Annotated in this window: 19 protein-coding genes; 8 read left to right on the forward strand and 11 right to left on the reverse strand. The window is 74.6% G+C overall.

Annotated elements, in window-relative coordinates; translation table 11 throughout:
• Window positions 1-123: 123 nt before the first annotated feature.
• From ACFV4G_RS25845 to ACFV4G_RS25855, 3 genes are all read right to left on the reverse strand, one after another.
• Complete coding sequence (locus ACFV4G_RS25845; protein WP_380444315.1) at window positions 124-1,344, reverse strand: DUF2510 domain-containing protein; 1,221 nt, start codon at window positions 1,342-1,344, stop codon at window positions 124-126.
• 149 nt (window positions 1,345-1,493) lie between these two features.
• Window positions 1,494-2,294, reverse strand: a complete 801-nt coding sequence (locus ACFV4G_RS25850; RefSeq protein WP_380444317.1) for a 3-oxoacyl-ACP reductase — start codon at window positions 2,292-2,294, stop codon at window positions 1,494-1,496.
• A 5-nt stretch (window positions 2,295-2,299) separates the two neighbouring features.
• Entirely contained in the window at window positions 2,300-3,685 is a 1,386-nt protein-coding gene (locus ACFV4G_RS25855) for a glutamine synthetase family protein (protein ID WP_380444319.1), read from the reverse strand.
• Window positions 3,686-3,843: 158 nt separating this feature from the next.
• Between ACFV4G_RS25855 and ACFV4G_RS25860 the strand changes: the two genes are divergently transcribed.
• Window positions 3,844-4,572 (forward strand): gamma-glutamyl-gamma-aminobutyrate hydrolase family protein, encoded by a 729-nt coding sequence (locus ACFV4G_RS25860; RefSeq protein WP_380444321.1) that lies wholly within the window; start codon window positions 3,844-3,846, stop codon window positions 4,570-4,572.
• Between the two features lie 74 nt (window positions 4,573-4,646).
• Here the strand turns inward: ACFV4G_RS25860 and ACFV4G_RS25865 are convergent, their stop codons facing one another.
• The 6 genes from ACFV4G_RS25865 to ACFV4G_RS25890 all read right to left on the reverse strand — a co-directional run bounded on the left by ACFV4G_RS25865 (window position 4,647) and on the right by ACFV4G_RS25890 (window position 10,259).
• The gene (locus ACFV4G_RS25865; RefSeq protein ID WP_380444323.1) at window positions 4,647-5,396 is read right to left on the reverse strand and encodes an SGNH/GDSL hydrolase family protein; all 750 of its coding nucleotides are present in this window, start codon (window positions 5,394-5,396) and stop codon (window positions 4,647-4,649) included.
• A 13-nt stretch (window positions 5,397-5,409) separates the two neighbouring features.
• On the reverse strand, window positions 5,410-6,633 hold the full coding sequence (locus ACFV4G_RS25870; RefSeq protein WP_380444325.1) for a beta-ketoacyl-[acyl-carrier-protein] synthase family protein: 1,224 nt from the start codon (window positions 6,631-6,633) through the stop codon (window positions 5,410-5,412).
• Window positions 6,630-6,872 (reverse strand): acyl carrier protein, encoded by a 243-nt coding sequence (locus ACFV4G_RS25875; RefSeq protein WP_380444327.1) that lies wholly within the window; start codon window positions 6,870-6,872, stop codon window positions 6,630-6,632. The genes ACFV4G_RS25870 and ACFV4G_RS25875 overlap by 4 nt, the downstream gene beginning before the upstream one ends.
• A gap of 14 nt (window positions 6,873-6,886) precedes the next feature.
• Entirely contained in the window at window positions 6,887-8,320 is a 1,434-nt protein-coding gene (locus tag ACFV4G_RS25880; RefSeq protein WP_380444329.1) for an MFS transporter, read from the reverse strand.
• A gap of 7 nt (window positions 8,321-8,327) precedes the next feature.
• On the reverse strand, window positions 8,328-9,239 hold the full coding sequence (locus ACFV4G_RS25885; protein ID WP_380444331.1) for a class I SAM-dependent methyltransferase: 912 nt from the start codon (window positions 9,237-9,239) through the stop codon (window positions 8,328-8,330).
• 72 nt (window positions 9,240-9,311) lie between these two features.
• The gene (locus ACFV4G_RS25890; RefSeq protein ID WP_380444333.1) at window positions 9,312-10,259 is read right to left on the reverse strand and encodes an acyl-ACP desaturase; all 948 of its coding nucleotides are present in this window, start codon (window positions 10,257-10,259) and stop codon (window positions 9,312-9,314) included.
• Window positions 10,260-10,507: 248 nt separating this feature from the next.
• Here ACFV4G_RS25890 and ACFV4G_RS25895 point away from each other — a divergent pair, with 248 nt between their 5' ends.
• Together ACFV4G_RS25895 and ACFV4G_RS25900 are read left to right on the forward strand one after the other, a co-directional pair.
• Window positions 10,508-11,590, forward strand: coding sequence for a cation diffusion facilitator family transporter (locus ACFV4G_RS25895; protein WP_380444335.1), 1,083 nt, complete (start codon window positions 10,508-10,510; stop codon window positions 11,588-11,590).
• 76 nt (window positions 11,591-11,666) lie between these two features.
• A complete protein-coding gene (locus tag ACFV4G_RS25900) occupies window positions 11,667-12,572 on the forward strand; it encodes a 5'-3' exonuclease H3TH domain-containing protein (RefSeq protein WP_380444398.1) in 906 nt (301 codons plus the stop codon).
• Between the two features lie 77 nt (window positions 12,573-12,649).
• Here ACFV4G_RS25900 and ACFV4G_RS25905 read toward each other — a convergent pair whose 3' ends face one another.
• Complete coding sequence (locus tag ACFV4G_RS25905; RefSeq protein WP_380444400.1) at window positions 12,650-15,505, reverse strand: DEAD/DEAH box helicase; 2,856 nt, start codon at window positions 15,503-15,505, stop codon at window positions 12,650-12,652.
• A 285-nt stretch (window positions 15,506-15,790) separates the two neighbouring features.
• Between ACFV4G_RS25905 and ACFV4G_RS25910 the strand changes: the two genes are divergently transcribed.
• On the forward strand, window positions 15,791-16,165 hold the full coding sequence (locus tag ACFV4G_RS25910) for a hypothetical protein (RefSeq protein WP_380444337.1): 375 nt from the start codon (window positions 15,791-15,793) through the stop codon (window positions 16,163-16,165).
• Window positions 16,166-16,195: 30 nt separating this feature from the next.
• Complete coding sequence (locus ACFV4G_RS25915; protein WP_380444338.1) at window positions 16,196-16,528, forward strand: ArsR/SmtB family transcription factor; 333 nt, start codon at window positions 16,196-16,198, stop codon at window positions 16,526-16,528.
• Between the two features lie 70 nt (window positions 16,529-16,598).
• On the opposite strand, the gene ACFV4G_RS25920 is transcribed toward ACFV4G_RS25915, so the two are convergent.
• The gene (locus ACFV4G_RS25920) at window positions 16,599-17,771 is read right to left on the reverse strand and encodes an aminotransferase class V-fold PLP-dependent enzyme (RefSeq protein WP_380444340.1); all 1,173 of its coding nucleotides are present in this window, start codon (window positions 17,769-17,771) and stop codon (window positions 16,599-16,601) included.
• Between the two features lie 85 nt (window positions 17,772-17,856).
• Between ACFV4G_RS25920 and ACFV4G_RS25925 the strand changes: the two genes are divergently transcribed.
• The 3 genes from ACFV4G_RS25925 (at window position 17,857) to soxR (ending at window position 21,140) form a co-directional block, all read left to right on the forward strand.
• Window positions 17,857-19,995, forward strand: a complete 2,139-nt coding sequence (locus ACFV4G_RS25925) for a prolyl oligopeptidase family serine peptidase (RefSeq protein WP_380444342.1) — start codon at window positions 17,857-17,859, stop codon at window positions 19,993-19,995.
• 126 nt (window positions 19,996-20,121) lie between these two features.
• Complete coding sequence (locus ACFV4G_RS25930) at window positions 20,122-20,499, forward strand: YrdB family protein (RefSeq protein ID WP_380444344.1); 378 nt, start codon at window positions 20,122-20,124, stop codon at window positions 20,497-20,499.
• Window positions 20,500-20,684: 185 nt separating this feature from the next.
• Window positions 20,685-21,140 carry a redox-sensitive transcriptional activator SoxR gene (gene soxR, locus ACFV4G_RS25935; protein ID WP_380444345.1) on the forward strand — a complete coding sequence of 152 codons (456 nt, stop codon included), beginning with the start codon at window positions 20,685-20,687 and terminating at the stop codon, window positions 21,138-21,140.
• Window positions 21,141-21,218 lie beyond the last annotated feature (78 nt).

A 21,218-nucleotide genomic window follows, 5' to 3' on the forward strand; every position in this document is an offset into this window, starting at 1 on the left:
GCTCACCACCCCCCCCCCCCCGCCCCTCTGCCGCTCCGCTCGTCCCCTCCCCCCCCCCCGCCCCCCCGCCCCTCCGGCCCCCCCCCCCCCCCCCCCCGCTGGTGCGTGAGGAGTCGCCGCCGCTCAGGTGGCGGTGGTGGTGGTGCCGCCCGTGCCCGGGTCGCCGGAGCCACCGGTGCTGCCCGAGCCGCCTGCGCCGCCCGCCCCACCGGTGCCGCCGCCGGGCAGCGGGATCGAGGGCAGCTTGCCCTTGTAGTCGCCGATGCCCTTGACGATGGTGTCCATCACCGCGGGGTCCGGCGCCTTGTCCGCGATGTCGAAGCCGAAGTGCACCGAGACCAGGCCGGTGCCGTCGGCGGACGGGAAGACCACGGTCTGCACGTAGCCGTTGTTGCCGGTGGGCGCGTCGACCTTCCAGCGGACGAGGTAGCCGCTCTTGCCGTTCACGGTGACGGCCTCGGACTTGAGCTCCTGGTGGCCGGTGATGTCGCCGTAGGCGTCCTTGGCGGCCTGGGTGATGTCGCTCTTCGCCGCTGCCTGGACGTCCGTGGCACCGTCGATGTGGCCGGTGTTCACGCCGCCGAGGGTGCAGGTGCCGGTGCCGCCGCCCGCGCAGGTGTAGGTGCCGACGCTCATCGACGCGAAGCCGTCGCGGGTGCTGCCCGCGTCCCAGCCGGACGGGACGGGCAGGGTGATCCGGTTGACCAGGTCGATAGCGCCGCCGGAGCCGGGGCGGGTCTTGCCGTTGCCGCCGGAACCACCGGAACCACCGGAACCGTTGCCGCCGCTGCCGCCCTTGCCGTTGCCGCCACCGTTGCCGCCGGAGCCGCCGCCCCCGGGGCCGCCGCTGCCGCCGCCCAGGCCGGGGAAGTCGTTCCACGGGCCGTTCTCCCAGGGCGCGGCCTGCGGCTTCGCCACGCGCTGCGTGCGGTCGCCGTGGCCGTCCATCGCGAGGTACGTCACCCCCGAGCCGACGCCCAGGCCGACCAGCGCCGCCACGACGGTCGCCACGACCAGCTTGGAGGGCTTGCGCCGGGCCTTGGCCGGCGGCGGCACCTCGGCACCGTACGCGGTGCCGAAGGGCGGCGGCTCCGGGTAGCGGACCGTCCCGCTCTCCAGCACCTCGCCCTCCAGGACCGTCGGCCCGCCGGCCGCCGCCGCGGGCTCCTCGGCCGTCCCCGGCCCCGGAGCGTCGGCGGCCGGGGGCTCCGGCGTCGGCGCGTCCGAGGGTGCGGGCCGGGTGCTGGCCGTCCAGCCCTTGCCGTCCCACCAGCGCTGCGGTCTCGGGTCGCTGCTGGTGTCCTTGGGGTCCGGGTACCACCCGGCGGGAATCTGCTCACTCACACCAAAGAATGTAAAGGCAGGCGGATAAACGCGAAATCAGCACAAGCGTGAATTCCCGTGCTTCCGGATGAGATTACGGTGAGAAGCACCCTGGACGGCCCCCGGGCCGCTCCCGGCGGGGCGGCGGGGCGGCGGCCCGGCGGGGCGGTCTACAGCGGCGTGACGTACGCCCCGGCGATGCCGCCGTCGACCAGGAACTCGCTCGCGGTGATGAACGACGAGTCGTCACTGGCCAGGAACGCCACCGCCGCCGCGATCTCCTCCGGGCGGGCGAACCGGCCCAGCGGGATGTGCACCAGGCGGCGCGCGGCCCGCTCCGGGTCCTTCGCGAACAGCTCCCGCAGCAGCGGGGTGTCCACCGGCCCCGGCGACAGCGCGTTCACCCGGATCCCTTCCCGCGCGAACTGCACGCCCAGCTCGCGGGACATCGCGAGCACCCCGCCCTTCGAGGCGGTGTAGGAGATCTGCGAGGTCGCCGCGCCCATCCGGGCCACGAAGCTCGCCGTGTTGATGATCGAGCCCCGCCCGTGCCGGCGCATGTACGGCAGCGCCGCCTTGCAGCACAGGTAGACGGAGGTCAGGTTGACCTCCTGGACCCGCCGCCACGCCTCCAGGCCGGTGGTCAGGATCGAGTCGTCCTCCGGGGGCGAGATGCCGGCGTTGTTGAAGGCCACGTCGACGCTGCCGCACGTCTCGTAGGCCTCGTCGAACAGCGCCTCGACCATGTACGGGTCGGTGACGTCGGTGTGCACGAACAGGCCGCCGACCTCCTTCGCCGCCGCCCTGCCGCTCGCCTCGTCGAGGTCCGCGCACACCACCTTCGCGCCCTCGGCGGCCAGCCGGCGCGCCGCGGCCAGGCCGATGCCGCTGCCCGCGCCGGTGATCACGGCGGTGCGGCCGACCAGGCGTCGGCAGACCACGTCCTCGTGCGCGGAACCCTTCCCGGTCATCGGCCTCACATCCGTTCGAAGGAGCGGTAGCGCTCCCAGTCGGTCACGGCGCCGTCGTACGCGGACTGCTCGACCCGGGCCATGTTCAGGTAGTGCTCCACCACGTCGTCCCCGAAGGCCGTCCGGGCGAGCTCGCTGCCGGCCCACAGGTCGGCGGCCTCGCGCAGCGAGCCCGGCACCCGGGCGTACTCCTCGACGGCGTACGCGTTGCCCAGGCACGGCGCGGGCAGATCCAGCTTCTGCTGGACGCCGTGCAGGCCGGCCGCGATCATCCCGGCCACCGCGAGGTACGGGTTGACGTCCCCGCCGGGCACCCGGTTCTCCATCCGCAGGCCGGGGCCGTGACCGACCACCCGGTAGGCGCAGGTGCGGTTGTCCCGGCCCCAGGCCACCGCCGTCGGCGCGAACGAGCCGGGGCGGTACCGCTTGTACGAGTTGATGTTCGGCGCGTACAGCAGGCCGAACTCGCGCAGCGCGACGAGCTGTCCGGCCAGGAAGTGCCGCATCGTGTCGGTCATCCGGCCGTCCCGGTCCGCGAACGCGGGCGCTCCGACGGCGTCCCGCAGCGACAGGTGGATGTGGCAGCTGTTGCCCTCGCGCTCGTCGTACTTGGCCATGAAGGTGAGCGCGCAGCCCAGCTGGGCGGCGATCTCCTTCGCGCCGGTCTTGTAGACGCTGTGCTGGTCGCACGTGGTGAGGGCGTCGGCGTAGCGGAAGGCGATCTCGTGCTGGCCGAGGTTGCACTCGCCCTTCGCCGACTCGACGGTCAGGCCCGCGCCCGCCATCTCGTTGCGGATGCGCGACAGCAGCGGCTCGACCCGGGCGGTGCCGAGCATCGAGTAGTCGACGTTGTACAGGTTCGCCGGGGTCAGGCCGCGGTAACCGCCCAGCCAGGCCTGCTCGTAGGTGTCCCGGAAGACCAGGAACTCCAGTTCCGTGCCGATGTCGGCGGCCAGCCCGTGCTCGGCCAGGCGCGCGATCTGGCGGCGCAGCAGCTGGCGCGGCGCCGCGTCCACCGGGTGGCCGCCGTGCCGGGCCAGGTCGGCGGTGACCTGGGCGGTGCCGGGCTGCCACGGGGTCAGGCGCAGCGTGGCGAGGTCGGGGCGCATCGCGAAGTCGCCGTAGCCGGTGGCCCAGGAGGAGAAGGCGTAGCCGTCGACGGTGTTGAGGTCGACGTCGACGGCCAGCAGGTAGTCGCAGGCCTCGGCGCCGTTCTCGACGACCTCGTCGAGGAAGAACCGGGCGGCGAACCGCTTGCCCTGCAGACGGCCCTGCATGTCGGTGAAGGCGAGGGCGACGGTGTGCACCTCGCCGGCGTCCACCAGGGTGCGCAGTTCGTCCAGCGTGAGCGGGGCCCGCGGCGGCCCGCCTGCGGCGGCGTTCTCGGACATGGCGACGGAACCCTTCTCCTCGATCACTCTTCGAGATCAGGCGGTCACAGCGAACCGTACGGCCTGCGGCTCGCGGGGCGGAAGAGGGCGGGCGGGTGTGGCGCGCCGGGATGCGTGGTTGACGTGGGAAGGGACGTGACGGGTGCAGAATGCGCGCCATGGATCGCAGGCCTTTCATCGGCGTCAGCACCTACGTGGTGGACGCGAGTTGGAGCGACTGGCGGGGCCGCCGGGTGGCACTCGTGCCCGAGCGGTACACCGCCTACGTCCAGGACTCCGGCGGCATCGCCGTCCTCCTCCCGCCGGACGCCCCGGAACGCGCGCCCGACGTCCTCGCGCGGCTCGACGCCCTCGTCATCGCCGGCGGGCCGGACCTCGATCCGGCGTACTACGGCGCGGCGGCCCACGCGCGCACCGAGGTCGACTCGCCGGAACGGGACGTGTGGGAGGTCGCGCTGCTGCGCGGCGCGCTCGCGGCGGGCATGCCGCTGCTGGGGATCTGCCGGGGCATGCAGGTGCTCAACGTCGTGTGCGGGGGGACGCTCGTCCAGCACCTGCCGGACGTCGTCGACGTGGACGTGCACAACGGCTCGCCGGGCAGGTACGGGACGCACCCGGTGCGGCCGGTGCCCGGGACGCTGCTGGGCGGGCTGCTGCCGGAGAGCGAACTGGAGGTGCCGACCTTCCACCACCAGGCGGTGGACCGGGTCGGGGCCGGCCTAAGGGTCTCGGCGCACGCGCCGGACGGCACGGTGGAGGCGGTGGAGGGGCCGGGGTTCACGCTGGGCGTGCAGTGGCACCCGGAGCAGGGGGACGACCTTCGGGTGATGCGGGCGCTCGTGCGGGCGGCGACGGCGGCGCAGTTGGACGCCGTCGTGCTGGCGTAGCGGCAACTCGCCTGCTGCGCCAGCACTTTGTCGCCCTCCCCGCGCCCCGGACGCGAGACGCGGGGACCCGTCGGTCAGCCGGCCGCGGGGACGGGGAGCCGGATCTGCGCCGCCGCCTCCAGGAGGGTGGGGAGCATCCGGGTGGCGTGGGCGGCGTAGCCCGCCGGAGACGGGTGGACGCCGTCGGGGCTCAGGAGGGTGTCGGCCCGGTCCCGGAACTCGGGGCCCGACGTGGGGGCCAGGTGGGCGCCGGTGCGGACGGCGGTGCGGGTGTGACGGCGGGCGAGGCGGCCGGAGCGGACGTGGCCGATCCAACGGGCCGGGCGGCGGAAGCCCGGCGCGTAACCGGGGTCGGGGCACGGCACGACGACCAGTTCCCAGCCGGCCTCCCGCAGCGCCTGCGCCAGGTGGGCGAAGCGGCGGGCGGCCCGGCCGAGCGGCGCGGGCAGCAGGACGTCGTTCCCGCCGACGATCAGCACCGCGATCCCCGGCCGCAGCCGCGCCGCCCGCAGCACCTGCCGGCCGACGGCGGCCGTGGTGGCGCCGGCCCGGGCGTGGACGCGCAGGAGGACCGGGCGGCCGGTGCCCTCGGCGAGGCCCTGGGCGAGCCGGGCGCCGAGGGTCTGCCCCGGACGCCGGGCGCCGACGCTCTGGGCGAGCGAGTCGCCGAGCACGAGCAGCGTCAGCGGCCGGTCGTCGCCGGGGGCGGCGGGTTCGGTGGACCCGGTGGGCTCGTACCGCCCGTCCGGCGCGGGGACCGACCAGTCGGCGGGCGGGCGGCGGAACACCAGGCGGGCGTAGAGCCGGGCGAGGGGGAGGAACATCGGGGCTCCGGGTTCAGGCGGCGGTGAGCACGACGGCGGCGTTCTGGCCGCCGAAGCCGCTGGAGACGGACAGGGCGGTGGGGACGGCCAGCGGGCGCGGCGCCTTGGTGACGACGTCGAGGTCGACGGCGTCGTCGAGCCGGTCGAGGTTGGCGGTGGGCGGGACGAGCCGGTGCTGGAGCGACAGGACGGCGACCGCCGCCTCGATCGCCCCGGCCGCGCCCATCGTGTGGCCGATGACGCTCTTGTTGGCGGTCACCGGCGGCGGCCGGTGGAACACCTGCCGCAGCGCGGCCGCCTCGGCCGGGTCGTTGAGCGGGGTACCGGTGCCGTGCGCGTTGACGTGCCCGATCTCGTACGGCGCCAGCCCGGCGTCGGCGAGGGCGGCCCGCACGGCGCGGGCGAGGCCGTCGCCGCCGGGGTGCGGGGCCGTGAAGTGGTGGGCGTCGCTGGAGGCGCCGTGCCCGGCGAGGAGGGCGCGCGGGCGCACCCCGCGGGCCCGGGCGTGGCCGAGGCGTTCGAGGACGAGGACGCCCGCGCCCTCGGCGAGCACGAAGCCGTCCCGGTCGGCGTCGAACGGGCGGGAGGCGCCGGCCGGGTCGTGGCGGCGGCGCGACAGCGCGCCGAGCCGGTCGAAGGCGGCGGCCGTCATCGCGGTGCGGGCGCTGTCGGTGCCGCCGGCGAGGACGAGGTCGCAGGTGCCGGAGCGGATGAGGTCGCAGGCGAGCGCGAGCGCGGTGGTGCCCGAGGCGCACGCGGTGCTGGTGACCAGGCTCGGGCCGAGCACGCCGAGGTCGAGGGCGACCTCCCCGGCGGCCATGTTGGGGATGCTGCGCGGCAGCATCAGCGGCGAGATCCGGTCGGCGCGGCCCTCGGCGAGGCGGGCGTACTCGACGGCGTACGTGTGCGAGCTGTTCGCGCTGACGCCGAGGACGGCGCCCACCCGCGTGCCGTCCCACTCCGCCGGGTCGAGCCCGGCGTCGGCCACCGCCTGCCGGGCGGCGACCACGGCCATCTGGCAGAAGCGGTCGAGCCGCCGGGCGAGCCGGCCGCCGAGCAGGGCCGGCGGGTCGAAGCCGTCCAGCCGGCAGGAGAAGTCGACGGCGAGGCCCGCGAGTTCGGGATCCGGCCGGGCGGTAGGACCGGCGTCCAGGAAGCGCTCCCAGACCGCCGCCGCGCCGCTGCCGGCCGGGGTGACCAGCCCGAGCCCGGTGACGGCCACCGCACGGGTGCTCAACTGACGCCCTCCGCGGCGAGGGTGGCGTCCGCGTGGGCGGCGAGCTCGCCGAGGGTGCGGTCGGGGGTGATGTCGGCGACGGTGACGCCGATCCGCTCCTCAACGAGCAGCGAGAGCTCGACCAGGGCGAGGCTGTCGAGGTCGAGCGAGGCCAGGGTGGCGTCGGGGGTGACGCGGGCGGGCACGACGTCGAACTCGTCGACGAGGCAGGAGCGGAGGGTCTCGTAGGTCGAGGACATGGGTGGACTTCCCTTCAGGACGTGGTTGTCGAAGAATCGAGGTCGCGGACGGCGGGCCGGTCGAGACCCGGCAGGCGACGCCAGGCGAGGATGGCGGCGAGCAGGGCGACGGCACCGCCGACCACGGCCGCGGCGCCGAGGCCGTCGGTGAACGCCAGGGCGAAGGCGGCCGGATCCGCCGGGCGGGCCCGTTCGAGCGCGGTGGCCAGGACGGAGCCCAGCACGGCCACCCCGAGGGTCGAACCGACCTGCCGGGTGGCGTCGTTGAGGGCCGAGCCGACCCCGGCCGCGCCCTCCGGAACGGCGCTCATCACCAGCTCGGTCGCGACCGGCGCGAGCAACCCTGCGCCGACGCCGGCGAGGCCCTCGAACAGCAGCACCGGGGCGTCCCCGGAGCCGACGGTCAGTCCGCCCAGCTGGACGAACCCGGCCGCGATCAGCGCCAGGCCGCCGGCGCACGGCACCCGGGCACCCGACCGCCGTGCCAGCACGGGCCCGAGGAGCGCACCGGTGGCGAGTCCGAGGGAGAGCGGGACCATCCGCACCCCGGCCTGCCATGCGGACAGACCGCGGACCTGCTGGAGGTGGAGCGTCAGCAGGAACATCGCGCCGAACATGGCGAAGGACATCAGCGCGAGCGACAGCGTGGCCGGCCAGACCGGCCCGCCGCGCAGCAGCCGGACCGGCACCATCGGTTCGGCGCACCGGAGTTGGCGCCGGACGAAGACGGCGATCAGCAGCACCGCGACGGCGAACGCCGTCAGCACGCCGGCGCTGGTCCAGCCCCGGCCCGGGGCCTCGATCACACCCCACACCAGCGCGAGCAGCCCGGCGCAGGACAGCAGCGCGCCGGGCCGGTCGAGCGGCCGCGCCTCGGGTGCGCGGGACTCGGGCAGGACGGCGAGCGCCGTCGCGCCGATCACGGCGATCACCGGGACGTTCAGCCAGAAGGCCGCCTGCCAGCCGTACCGCTGGACCAGCAGACCGCCCGCGACCGGGCCGAACACCGCGCCGACCCCGGCCACCGCCGCCCAGATGCCGATCGCCCGCCGCCGGGCGGCCGGTTCGGGCAGGACGTGCACGACGGTGGAGAGGGTGGCGGGCATGAACAGCGCCGCGCCGAGCCCCATCCCGCACCGGGCGGCGACGAGTTGGGCCGCACCGTGACCGGTGGCGCCGGCCACCGAGGCCAGCCCGCAGAGCGCGAGCCCGGCGAGGAAGGCCCGCCGCCTGCCGTACCGGTCGCCGAGCGCCCCGGCGGCCAGGACGCAGCCGCCGAGCGCGAGCGCGTAGCCGTCGACGATCCACTGCGTCTCGGCGAGCGTCGGGCCGAGGTCGGCGCGCAGGCCGGGGATGGCGACGTTGAGCACGGTGAAGTCGAGGCCGAGCAGGAACAGCGCGGCGCAGACCACCGCGACCGCCGCCCAGGCCCTCCGTCCGGAAGCCACCCCGGCCTCAGACCGGGAGCCGCAGCGGCTCGTCACGCCGCCGGAGGCCGATCCGGTAGAGCGTGGCGGCGCCGCGCAGGAACGTCACTTCGCTGCCGCGCAGGTAGCGCCGGTAGCGGCGGTACCCGTCCGCCCCGACCAGCCGCTCGGCCGCCTCGCGCGCCTTCAGCAGCCGGGCCGACCAGGCGGCCAGCGTGCGCGCGTAGTCCTCGGCGGAGGCGGCGAGGACCACGACCGAGAAGTACGGGTCGCAGGCGGCGGCGATCTCGCTCAGCCGGGGCAGCGTGCAGTTCGGGAAGATGTCGCTGCCGACGAACTCGCCCAGCGGTCCGGTGCCGTCCGCCACGCCGTCGTAGCCGATCGACTGCAGCGACATCCGGCCGCCGGGGCGCAGCCAGCGGTGGCCGGACTCGAAGTAGCGGGCGTACACGCCGAGCCGCTCGGCGCGCGTCATGCCGGCGGTGGCGAAGTGCTCGAAGGCGCCCATCGAGACGATCGCGTCGTACGGGCGCTCCGGTGCGTGGTCCTCCCAGCTCTCCAGCCGGGCTTCGACGCCGGGCAGGGCACGGGCGGCGAGGAACGCGTGCTGGGCCGGCGAGATGGTGAGGCCGACGGCCTCGCCGACCCGGTCGCCGCGGCTCGCGTGCGCCAGCATCGCGCCCCAGCCGCAGCCGACGTCGAGGATCCGCAGGCCGTCACCCGGCCCGGCGCCGACCAGGTCGAGGTGGTGGTCGAGCTTGGCCCGCTGGGCGCGGGGCAGCGCGGTGGCGTCGGGCTCGTCGCGCGGGATGCCGTCCCACTTGGCGGCGGTGTAGGCGAGGGTCTCGTCGAGCCAGAGGGCGTAGAAGTCGTTGCCGAGGTCGTAGTGGAAGGCGATGTCCTCGGCGCTGGTGCCTGCGGTCGTGATGGCGGTGGTCATGCGGGTCCTGTCTGGTCGGCCGGGCTGGGCGGTCGGGCTCGTGGAGCGGTGGGGCTCGTGGAGCGGTGGGGTTCAGGCGCCCTCGGCCCGGCGGGCGCGGACGGCCAGGGCCTGGGCGCGGCGCTCGACGAAGCGGGCGGCCCGGGCGTCGAGGCCTTCGAGGTGCTCGGCGATGCGCTCGCGGGCCTGCTCGCCGGCGGGGCCGAGCCCGCCCCGGTCGAGGACCTTGAGCGCGCGCAGCAGCGGGACGAGGACCTCGTCGTGGTGCACCCGCGGGTCGTACACGCCGGCGACGGCGATCTCGGCGGCCATCCGGCCGAAGCCCGGCATGCCCTGGCCGGGCATCGCGAAGCCGCGGATCGTCTCGTCGAGCGTGACGAGCACCCGGTCGGCGTCGAGTTCGGCGGCGGCGCGCAGGAGCTCGCGGTAGAAGACCATGTGCAGGTTCTCGTCCTGGGCGATGCGGGCGAGCAGCCGGTCGCACACCGGGTCGCCGCTGAGCCGGCCGGTGTTGCGGTGGCTCACCCGGGTGGCGAGCTCCTGGACGGCGGCGTACGCGATCAGGCCGAGCGCGCCCTCGGGCTCCGGGAGGGTGCCGGTGCGCAGGTGCGCCATCCGGGCGCGCTCCAGGGCGACCGGGTCGACGGCGCGGGTGGCGTGCAGGTAGGCGCGGAGGGCGGCGGCGTGGCGGTCCTCCTCGGCCGTCCACTGGTGCAGCCACGCGCCCCAGGCGCCGTCCCTGGTGGTCCGGTCGCCGATGATCCAGTGGTAGCCGGGCAGGTTGTCCTCGGTGAGGAGGTTGACGACGAGGGCCGAGCGCACGGCGGGGCCGATCGCGGACTGCTCGGGGCGCCAGGGCTCCCCGCCGAGCGGGCCGTCGAAGTCCCGGCCGAGGCTCCACGGGACGTACTGGTGCGGGAACCACTCGCGCGCCGAGGAGAGATGGCGATTCATCAATTCCTCTGCGGTTGCTTCGAGTTCGACGAGCCAGCGGACGGGCCCCGTGGTAGCGATCTTCACGGGGCATGATCGTCGCGGACCCGCGCGGCGGGGTGCAAGCCGCGTTCACTCGGCCGAGTGACATGCCCACTCGGATTGACCAAGGCCTATGCCACGGGCAATGCGAAGGCCGTTCGGGGGAGGGTCCAACGGGAACGACAACGGTCACCAGTACAGCCTTTGGATCTTTGTCGATTCTGCGGTTCACTTCCGGTGCGGGGCGATCGCGCCGCGCCCCCTTCCCACCCGTGCGTCCAGAGAGGACTTCGATGGCCGGGCACGAGCACCCCCACGATGATCATGCGCATGACCACGACCATGGCGGCCGCGGCCACGGCCACGGCCACGGCCACGGCGGGCACGCGCACGGCCACGGGCACGGTGGCCATTCGCACGGCGTCTCCGCCGACGCCGACCGCCGCTGGCTGGTCAGCGCCCTCGCCCTGATCGTCGTCTTCATGGCCGGCGAGGTCGTGGTCGGCTTCGCCGCGCAGTCGCTGGCCCTGATCTCCGACGCCGCGCACATGCTCACCGACGCCGCCTCGATCGTCCTCGCGCTGATCGCGATGCGGCTCGCCGCCCGCCCGGCCCGCGGCGGCTACACCTACGGGCTCAAGCGCGCCGAGATCCTCTCCGCGCAGGCCAACGGCGTCACCCTGCTGGTCCTGTCCGCGTGGCTGGGCTACGAGGCGGTCACCCGGCTGATCGAACCCCCGGCCGTCACCGGCTCACTGGTGCTGGTCACCGCGCTGATCGGCATCGTCGTCAACCTCGCGGCCGCCTGGTGCATGTCGAAGGCCAACCGCAGCTCGCTCAACGTCGAGGGCGCCTTCCAGCACGTCCTCACCGACCTGTACGCGTTCATCGCCACCGCCGTCGCCGGCCTCGTCGTCCTGACCACCGGCTTCGCCCGGGCCGACGCGATCGCCTCGCTGATCGTCGTCGTCCTGATGCTCAAGGCGGGCATCGGCCTGGTCCGGGACTCCGGACGGATCTTCCTGGAGGCCGCCCCGGCCGGCATCGACCCGGACGCCGTCGCCGACCGGCTGGTCACCGAGCCGCTGGTCGAGGAGATCCACGACCTGCACATCTGGGAGATCACCTCCGGCCAGCCCGCCCTGTCCGCGCACATCCTGGTCACCCCCGGCGGGGACTGCCACGCCGTGCGGCGCGAGCTCCAGCGCCGGCTCGCCGGCGAGTACGGGATCACCCACAGCACGCTCCAGGTCGACCACGTCGGCGAGGACGAGGCGGGCGCGCTGCTGCAGATCGCCACCCCGGGCGACCGGTCCGCCGAGCACTGCGCCGACGCGCACGGCCCGGTGCACCGCGCCGGACCGCACGAGCACTGACGACCTGCGCCCCACCGGAACCGGCGGTCCGTCGGCCCCGTACGGCATGATCTGAGGCGTGACCGCACCGCGACTGATGCTGCTCGACTCCGCCAGCCTGTACTTCCGGGCCTACTTCGGCGTACCGGACACCCTGCGCTCGCCGCAGGGTGAGCCGGTCAACGCCGTCCGCGGCCTGCTGGACTTCATCGCCCGGCTGGTCCACGACCACCGCCCCGACCAGCTGGTCGCCTGCATGGACGCCGACTGGCGCCCGCAGTGGCGGGTGGACCTCGTGCCCTCGTACAAGACCCACCGCGTCGCCGAGGCCGCCGAGGACGGCGAGGAGGAGGTGCCCGACACCCTCGCCCCGCAGGTCCCGGTGATCGAGCAGGTGCTGGACGCGCTCGGCATCGCCCGCGTCGGCTCCCCCGGCTACGAGGCGGACGACGTCATCGGCACCCTCACCGCCCGGGCCACCGGCCCGGTGCAGATCGTCACCGGCGACCGCGACCTGTTCCAACTCGTCGACGACGCCCGCGAGATCACCGTCCTCTACCCCGTCAAGGGCATGGGCAACCTGCAGGTGACGAACGACGCCCTGCTCCTGGAGAAGTACGGCGTGCGCGGCGCCCAGTACGCCGACATGGCCGCCCTGCGCGGCGACCCGTCCGACGGCCTGCCGGGCGTCAAGGGCATCGGCGAGAAGACCGCCGCCCAGCTCATCAACGAGTACGGCGACCTCCCCGCCATCCGCGCCGCCGCCCTCGACGTCGCCTCCAGGCTCACCCCCGCCCGCCGCCGCAACATCGTCGAGGGCGCCGCCTACCTCGACGTCGCCCCGAAGGTCGTCCGCGTGGCCGACGACGCCCCCCTCCCCCTCTTCGACCCGGTCCGCCCCCACGAGCCCCTCGACCCCATGACCCTCGAAGAACTCTCCACCCGCTGGGGCCTCGGCACCTCCCTGGACCGCCTCCTGGAAGCCCTCGCCACCACCCGCTGAACCGCCGGGTCCCGGACATGGGAAAGCCGCACGCGCCGGAGCCCGTGCGGCTTTCCTGTTCGGCGCCTTGCGGGACCTCAGCCCACCGAGGAGTAGGCGATGATGCCGCGGCGGAGGCCGTCGACGGCCTTGCGGGCGGTCTTGCGCAGGTCGGCGTCCTCGCCGGCGGCGTCCTGGATCTGGCCGAGGACGTCGATCAGCTGCTTGGTCCAGCGGACGAAGTCGCCGGCCGGCATGTCGGCGTCGCGCAGCACCTGGTCGAGGTTGTGGCCGAGCGCCCAGCGGTAGGCGACCCAGGCGAAGCCCAGGTCGGGTTCGCGCTGGCCGACGCCCTCGGCGGTGTTGATCCGGTGCTGCTCCTCCAGGGCGTCGAGGTGGCCCCAGATGCGGACCATCTTGCCGAGCGCCTCCTTGGCCGCGCCCTCCGGCACCCGGGGGGCGCCGGCGTCGTCGGCCTGGCGCGACTCGTACACCAGCGCCGAGGCGCAGGCGGCGAGTTCGGCGGCGGCCAGGCCGCTCCACACGCCCTCGCGGATGCACTCGGAGGCGAGCAGGTCGAGCTCACCGTAGAGCCGGCCGAGCCGCTTGCCGTCGTCGGTGACGGTGTCGCCGCTCAGGTACCCGAGGTCGGTGAGCAGCGCGCAGACGCGGTCGAAGGTGCGGGCGATGGTGTGCGTGCGGGAGCGCATCTTGCGCTCCAGCAGCTCGGTGTCGCGGTGCAGCCGGTGGTAGCGCTCGGCCCAGCGGGCGTGGTCCTCGCGCTCGTCGCAGCCGTGGCAGGGGTGCTGGCGCAGGACGGTGCGCAGCCGGGTGATCTCGGGGTCGTCCGCGGCGGCGGCGCGCCCGCGCCGGAAGCGCTCGGGCTCCAGGTGGCCGGCCTTGGTGCGCAGCGCGGAGGCGAGGTCGCGGCGGGACTGCGGGCTGCGCGGGTTGAAGGACTTGGGGATGCGCACCCGCTCGATCGCGACGACCGGGTGCGGGAAGTCGATCATGGCGAGCCGCTTGACCTGCCGCTCGGCGGTGAGCACGACCGGGCGCGGCCCGTCCTGGAAGTCCGGGTGGCGCGACCCGCCGCGGCCGGAGCGGTCGACCGGCGGCAGGCCCGGGTCGAGGACCAGGGCGAGGCCGGCGAACTTGCCGGTGGGCACGTGGATGACGTCGCCCGGCTTGAGCTGCTCGATGGACTCGGCGGCGGCGGCGCGGCGCTGGCTGGTGCCCTCGCGGGCGAGCTCGTTCTCGCGGTCCTTGAGGCTGCGACGCAGCTCCATGTACTCGTCGAAGTCGCCGAGGTGGCAGGTCATCGACGCGCGGTAGCCGTCCAGCCCCTCCTCGTTGCGCTGCACCTGGCGGGCGATGCCGACGACCGAGCGGTCCGCCTGGAACTGCGCGAAGGACGTCTCCAGCAGCTCGCGCGAGCGGTGCCGGCCGAACTGGGAGACCAGGTTGACGGCCATGTTGTAGGACGGCCGGAACGAGGACTTGAGCGGGTAGGTGCGGGTGCCGGCCAGGCCGGCGAGCGCCTCCGGGTCGAGGCCGCGCTGCCAGAGCACGACGGCGTGGCCCTCGACGTCGATGCCGCGGCGCCCGGCGCGGCCGGTGAGCTGGGTGTACTCGCCGGGGGTGATGTCGGCGTGGGTCTCGCCGTTCCACTTGACGAGCTTCTCCATGACCACCGAGCGGGCGGGCATGTTGATGCCGAGCGCGAGGGTCTCGGTCGCGAAGACGGCCTTGACCAGGCCCTTCACGAACAGCTCCTCGACGACCTCCTTGAACCGGGGCAGCATCCCGGCGTGGTGGGCGGCGATGCCGCGCTCCAGCCCGTCCAGCCACTCGAAGTAGCCGAGGACGTGCAGGTCCTCGTCGGGGATGTCGGCGCAGCGCTCCTCGACGATGGATCGCACCAGGGCTCTGTCGGAGTCCTTGTTGAGCCGCAGGCCGGAGCTGAGGCACTGCTGGACGGCGGCCTCGCAGCCGGCCCGGCTGAAGATGAAGGTGATCGCGGGCAGCAGGCCCTCGGCGTCGAGCCGGTCGATGACGTCGACGCGGCCCGGCGTCCAGACCCGGCCGGGGCGGCCGTTGGGCATGGAGCGGCCCCGGCCGCGGCCGAAGCGGTCGCGCGGGTTGCGGTCGAGCTCCGAGCGGGCGAGCCGGACGAGCTCGGGGTTGACCGCCTTGCCGGGGTTCTTGAGGCTGTGCTTGGGGCGCCCGTCGCGGTCGGGGCTGGCGAACAGGTCGTACATCCGGTTGCCGGCCATCACGTGCTGCCACAGCGGGACCGGCCGGTGCTCGGAGACGATCACCCGGGTGCCGCCGCGGACGGTGTCCAGCCAGTCGCCGAACTCCTCGGCGTTGGAGACGGTCGCGGAGAGCGAGACGAGGGTGACCGACTCGGGGAGGTGGATGATGACCTCCTCCCAGACGGCGCCGCGGAAGCGGTCGGCGAGGTAGTGGACCTCGTCCATGACGACGTAGCCGAGGCCGTCGAGGGTGCTGGAGCCCGCGTAGAGCATGTTGCGCAGCACCTCGGTGGTCATGACCACCACGGGGGCGTCGCCGTTGACGCTGTTGTCGCCGGTGAGCAGGCCGACCTTGGCGGCGCCGTAGCGCTTGACCAGGTCGCCGTACTTCTGGTTGGAGAGCGCCTTGATCGGCGTCGTGTAGAAGCACTTGCGGCCGCCGGCCAGGGCCAGGTGCACGGCGAACTCGCCGACGATCGTCTTCCCGGAGCCCGTGGGGGCGGCGACGAGGACGCCCTCGCCCGCCTCCAAGGCCCGGCAGGCCTCGACCTGGAAGTCGTCCAGCGGGAAGTCGTACAGCTGCTGGAAGCCGTGGAGGGCCGTCGCCTGCTCCACGGCCCGGCGACGGCTGGCCGCGTACGCCTCGGCGGGGCTGAGCTCCCGGTCGTCGTGGGGCTCGGGCTCAGGGGTGTTCATCGCCGTCCGGGTGGGGTTGGTGTGATCTCGCATCTCAGCGAGAGGTTACCCGGGTGGACTGACATCGATAGCACCGTTTTTTCCGGGACCGGATCAGTTCTCCCTCAGATCCATAGTTGCAAATGTCTTCAAGTGATCTGATCCGGGCCAGCTTCGAACGACTCCGGTCAATCCCGGTGGAGAGCGGCCCGTCCTCCCTACCTTCGACCGCACCGAACACACGCACCGGACGCACGGCCGGATCCGCGGCCGGGGAGACGGCCGGACACACGGGAGGACACCGAGATGGCGAACCTGGAGACGTCCCTCAAGGACGCGATGTCGATCGACGGGGCGATCGGCGTGGCCCTCGTCGACTACGGCAGCGGCATGGCGCTCGGCAGCCTCGGCGACGGCGGCGAGCTGGACCTCAACGTCGCCGCCGCCGGGAACACCGACGTCGTCCGCGCCAAGATGCGGGCGATGGAGATGCTCAACCTGCACGACAACGAGATCGAGGACATCCTGATCAGCCTCACGAACCAGTACCACATGGTCCGGCCGATCACGACGCCCACCGGCCGCGGGCTGTTCCTCTTCCTCGCGCTCAACCGCAACCGCTCCAACCTCGCGATGGCCCGCCACCAGCTCAAGCGGATCGAACTCGCCCTGGAGATCTGAGCGCACCGACACCAGGGAAGGGGGGATCTCGTGCCGGTAGCCCTCTACCAGGCCAAGGCCGAGTTCTTCCGGATGCTCGGCCACCCCGTGCGGATCCGGGTCCTCGAACTCCTCCAGGCCGGACCGACGCCCGTGCGCGACCTGCTCGCGGCACTGGAGGTCGAACCCTCCAGCCTGTCGCAGCAGCTCGCCGTGCTGCGCCGGTCCGGCATCGTCACCGCGACCCGGGAGGGCAGCACGGTGGTGTACGCGCTCGCCGGGGGCGACGTCGCCGACCTGCTCCGCTCGGCCCGGCGGATCCTCACCGGGCTGCTCGCCGACCAGAACCTGCTCCTCGCCGAGCTGCGCGCGAGCGCCGAATGACCGCTCCGGGCGTCGTGAGGCGGCTCTTGAGCAGCGTCAGCCCTTGAGCAGCGTCAGCCCTTGAGCAGCGTCAGCCCTTGAGCAGCTCGGCCAGCCCGTCCGCCAGCCGCTCGTACTCGTGCGGCCGGTTGTACACCTGCGCGCTCACCCGCAGCACGCCGCCGCCGGCCCACGGGCGGACGGCGACCCGGGTCGCGAGACGCTCCCGCACCGCCGCCATCACCGCCCGCGCGTCGGGTTCGGTCTCGGCCCACCCGACGGGCAGCCGGACGGTGCGCATCCACGCCCAGGGCGGCGCGGGCAGCGGCGTCAGCCCGGCCCGCTCGGCGAGCACCCGCCGGCCGTACGCGGCGAGCCCGGCGTTGTGCGCGGCGACGCGCCCGGTGCCGAGTTCCCGCAGCAGGTCGAACCCGGCCGGGGCGGCCAGCCAGGGCGTGTAGTCGCAGGTGCCGCGCCACTCGACGTTGGCCGGGAAGCCCCGGTCGTGCTCCCAGGAGAGGGCGAGCGGGCGCACCCGGTCCGTCCACTCCGGGCGGACGGACAGGACGGCGGTGGCGCGCGGGGCGAAGGCCCACTTGTGCAGGTTGCCGCACCAGAAGTCGGCGGCTCCGTCGACCGGCGCGGGCAGCATGCCGGGCGCGTGGGCGCCGTCCACGACGGTGGTCACGCCGCGCCGGCGCAGCTCGGCGAGCAGCTCGGGGCCGGCGACGACGCGGGCGGTGGGCGAGGTGACCAGGTCGAGCACGGCGAGGCGGGTGCGCCCGTCGACGGCCGCCAGCACCGCCTCCCGGACGGCGTGCTCGTCCGGGGCGTCGAGGGGCAGCTCGGCGGTGACGAGCTCGGCGCCGGCCTCGGCGGCCCGCCGGGCGGCCGCCCTGGTGACGGCGCCGTAGCCGTGGTCGGTGACGAGGACGCGGTCGCCGGGCGCGAGCGGGACGGTGTCCAGCGCGATCGCGACCGCCTCGGTGACGTTGGTGACCAGCGCGAGGCGGTCGGGGTCGGTGCCCAGCTCGGCGGCGATCCGGCGGCGGGCGGCGCCGATCCGGGCGGGCAGGTCGGCGAAGAAGTCGTCCGGGTCGAGCTCGTGCTCGGCGCGCAGCCGGTCCTGCACGCGCTGGACGGGCAGGGGCACCGCACCGTACGAGCCGTGGTTCAGGTGCGCGGCGTCGGTCGAGAGGCCGAACAGCCCGTCGGTCCCGTTCAGGGGCTCGGGGGGTTCGACGGTCGGCAGGTCCTCGGTCACGGCACTCTCCTCCTGCTGGTGTTGTGTGACATTTCACATGACGTACCCCTGGTCCGGCAAGGCGCCGTCCGGCCACCATCGGGCGATGACCATCACGGACCCCTTCCTCACCCTCAGCGCCCGAACCGGCCGGTTCACCTTCGGTGCCCCGCGTGCGACCACGCTCAGCGAGGACGGCACCCGGCTGCTGCTGCTCCGCTCGACCGGTCCGGACGACCCGGTCGAGCGCCTCCACCTGCTCGACACCGCACTCGACACCGGGTCCGGCACCGCGACCGGCGCCGCGACCGGCACCGCGACCGACACCCCGCTCGGCACCGAGCGCCTCGTCGCCGATCCCGCCGCCCTCGCCCCCGGCCGCACCGGCCACCGCGACGACCTGCCCGCCGTCGAGCGCCGGCTGCGCGAACGGACCAGGCTGGCCGCCCCCGGCATCGGCACGTACGCGGCCACCGCCGACCTCGCCGTCGCCGTGTTCACCCTCGACGGCCGGCTCTTCCGTGTCGACACCGCCACCGGCGTGGGCACCGAACTCCCCACCGCAGGGCCCGCGTTCGACCCCCGCCCGGACGCCACCGGCGAACGCGTCGCGTACGTCGCCGACGACGCCCTGTACGTCCACCCGGACCTCACTCCCCTCTCCCCCGCCGACGGCGCCCGCTGGGGCGTCGCCGAGTTCGCCGCCGCCGAGGAGCTCGGCCGCCACCGCGGCCACTGGTGGCGCCCGGACGGCGGCGCCCTGCTCGCCGCCCGGGTGGACGAATCCGCCCTGCCCCGGCGGTACTTCGCCGACCCCGCCCAACCGGGCCTGCCCGCCGAGGACTTCGCCTACCCACAGGCAGGCGGCCCGAACGCCGACGTCCAGCTGTGGGTCCTCGGCACCCGGGAGGCCGACCGCAGCCGCGTCCGGCTCCGCTGGGACGCCGCCGCGTTCCCGTACGTCTGCGACGCCTCCTGGGCCTCGGACGACGAGCTCCTGCTGACCGTCGCCGACCGGCTCCAGCAGAACGTCCTGCTGCTCACCGCCGACCCGGCCACCGGCGAGACCCGCGAACTCTCGCGCACCACCGACGAGTTCTGGGTCGACGACCTGCCCGGCACCCCGGCCCGGCTCCCCGGCGGCCGTCTCCTCACCGCCCACGACACCCCGGACGCCCGCGGCCTCGCCCTCGACGGCAAGCCGCTCGACACCACCGGCCTCCAGGTCCGCCGGGTGACCGGCACGCTGCACGGCCGGCTGCTCTGCGAGACCACCGACGGCGACCCGGCCGACCAGCACGTCCACCTCGTCGACCCCGACGGCGGCCCGCCCGAGCGGCTCAGCGACGGCCCCGGCGTCCACTCCGCCCTCGCCGCCGCCGGCACCCTGCTGCTCACCTCCGCCACCCCCGACGGCGTCCGCCGCACCCTGCGCCGGCCCGACGGCCGCGAGCTCCTGCTCGCCGACCTGAGCGCGGCCCTCCCGTTCCGCGTCCGCCCGCACTTCGCGCGCGTCACCGAACTCGCCCTGCCCACCGCCGTGGTGTACCCGCGCGACCACGTCCCCGGCCGCCGGCTGCCCGTCCTCCTCGACGTCTACGGCGGCCCCGGCTTCCAGGCCGTCGCGAGCGAGCCGCGCCGCTGGCAGCTCCGCCAGTGGTGGGCCGACCAGGGCTTCGCCGTCGTCACCACCGACAACCGGGGCACCCCGTTCGTCTCCCCCGCCTTCACCCGGGCGATCTTCCGCCGCTTCTCCCAGGTGGCGCTCGACGACCAGGTGGCCGCGCTGCACGCCCTCGCCGAGCGCCACCCCGACCTCGACCTCGGCCGGGTCGGCGTGCGCGGCTGGTCGTACGGCGGGTACTTCGCCGCACTCGCCGTCCTGCGCCGCCCCGACGTCTTCCACGCCGCCGCCGCGGGCGCCCCGCCCACCGACTTCCGGGAGTACGACACCGCGTACACCGAGCGCTACCTCGGCCTGCCGCAGGACAACCCGGAGGGCTACGCCGACGACTGCCTGATCGGCGACGCCCCCGCGCTGACCCGCCCGCTGCTGCTGGTCCACGGGCTGGCCGACGACAACGTCCACCCCTCGCACACCCTGCGGCTCTCCCGCGCGCTGACCAGGGCCGGCCGCCCGCACCGCGTCCTGCCGCTGCCGGGCGTCACGCACATGACGCCGGGCGGCGTGGGCGAGCAGGTCACCCAGGCCGAACTCGTCTTCCTCCGCGAGACCTTGGGGTGATCCGCGGCGTGATCCATTGAGCGTGATCCATTGAGTTGGCCCGGCCGTGCTGCCAGACTCCGGCATGACCGGCACCCGGTTTGGGCGCCGGTCATGCCGGACGGCGAAACGGGGAGAGTGGACGAGATGAAGATCCGGAGACCGGGCCCGGTCAACCAGCGCCAGTGGACGCCGCTGACCGCGGTCAACGGCGGAGTCGCCTTCGGGCTGGAGCTCGCGCTGCTCGCGGCGCTCTGCTACTGGGGCTTCAAGACCGGCGGCGCCCTGGGCACCAGGCTGCTCCTCGGGATCGGCGCGCCCGCCCTGGCGGCGACCGTCTGGGGCCTGTTCCTGGCCGCGGGCGGTCCGAAGTTCCGGCTGCCGCTCGCCGCCGAGATCGTCCTCAAGCTGGTGGTCCTCGGCACCGGCGCGCTGGCCCTGTACGCCACCGGCCGGACCACGCTCGCGACGGTGTACGGCGTGCTCGCGGTGGTCACCACGGCCGTGGAGTACACCACCGGCTGACGGCTCGGGAAAGCCCGGGAAGCAGTTCACGCCGGCCCGCCGGGGGACCGGACGGCAACCGTTCCGATGCGCAACCTCCCTGATCGGCACGGTCCGCGGCACGCTGCCCCGCGACCGGTTCGATCACGTCCGGTACGCTGGATCTTCAAGAGGACTTGAAGTCAACGAGCACCCGGAGGGCCGCCGTGGACACCGGACCGGTCGATCTGCTGAGCGTCGGGGAGGTGGCCCGGCGGGCCGGGATCGCCACCTCGGCGGTGCGCTTCTACGAGGAGCAGGGCCTGATCTCCTCCGAACGCACCACCGGCAACCAGCGCCGCTACCGCCGGCACGTGCTGCGCCGGCTCTCCCTCGTCCTGGTCGCCAAGCGGCTGGGCATCCCGCTGGCCGAGGTGGCCGAGGTCTTCGCCGCGCTGCCCGAGGACCGGATGCCCGGCAAGCGCGACTGGGAACGCATCTCGGCCAGGTGGGCCGAGCACCTGCGCGCCCGGCGCGCCGAGCTGGAACGGCTGGAGTCGGAGCTGACCGGCTGCATCGGCTGCGGCTGCGTGTCGCTGCGCCGCTGCCGGGTGCTCAACCCCGGCGACGAACTGGCCGCCGAGGGGCCGGGCCCGCGCCGGCTGCCACCCCTGACCGAATGACCGGGTGAACGAACGGCTGGAACCCCGGGCGCGCGCGCCCGCGCGTGGGTGCCCCCCCCGGCCCCGCCGGGGGGGGGT

The sequence above is a fragment of the Kitasatospora sp. NPDC059747 genome, assembly GCF_042732955.1.
GTDB lineage: Bacteria > Actinomycetota > Actinomycetes > Streptomycetales > Streptomycetaceae > Kitasatospora.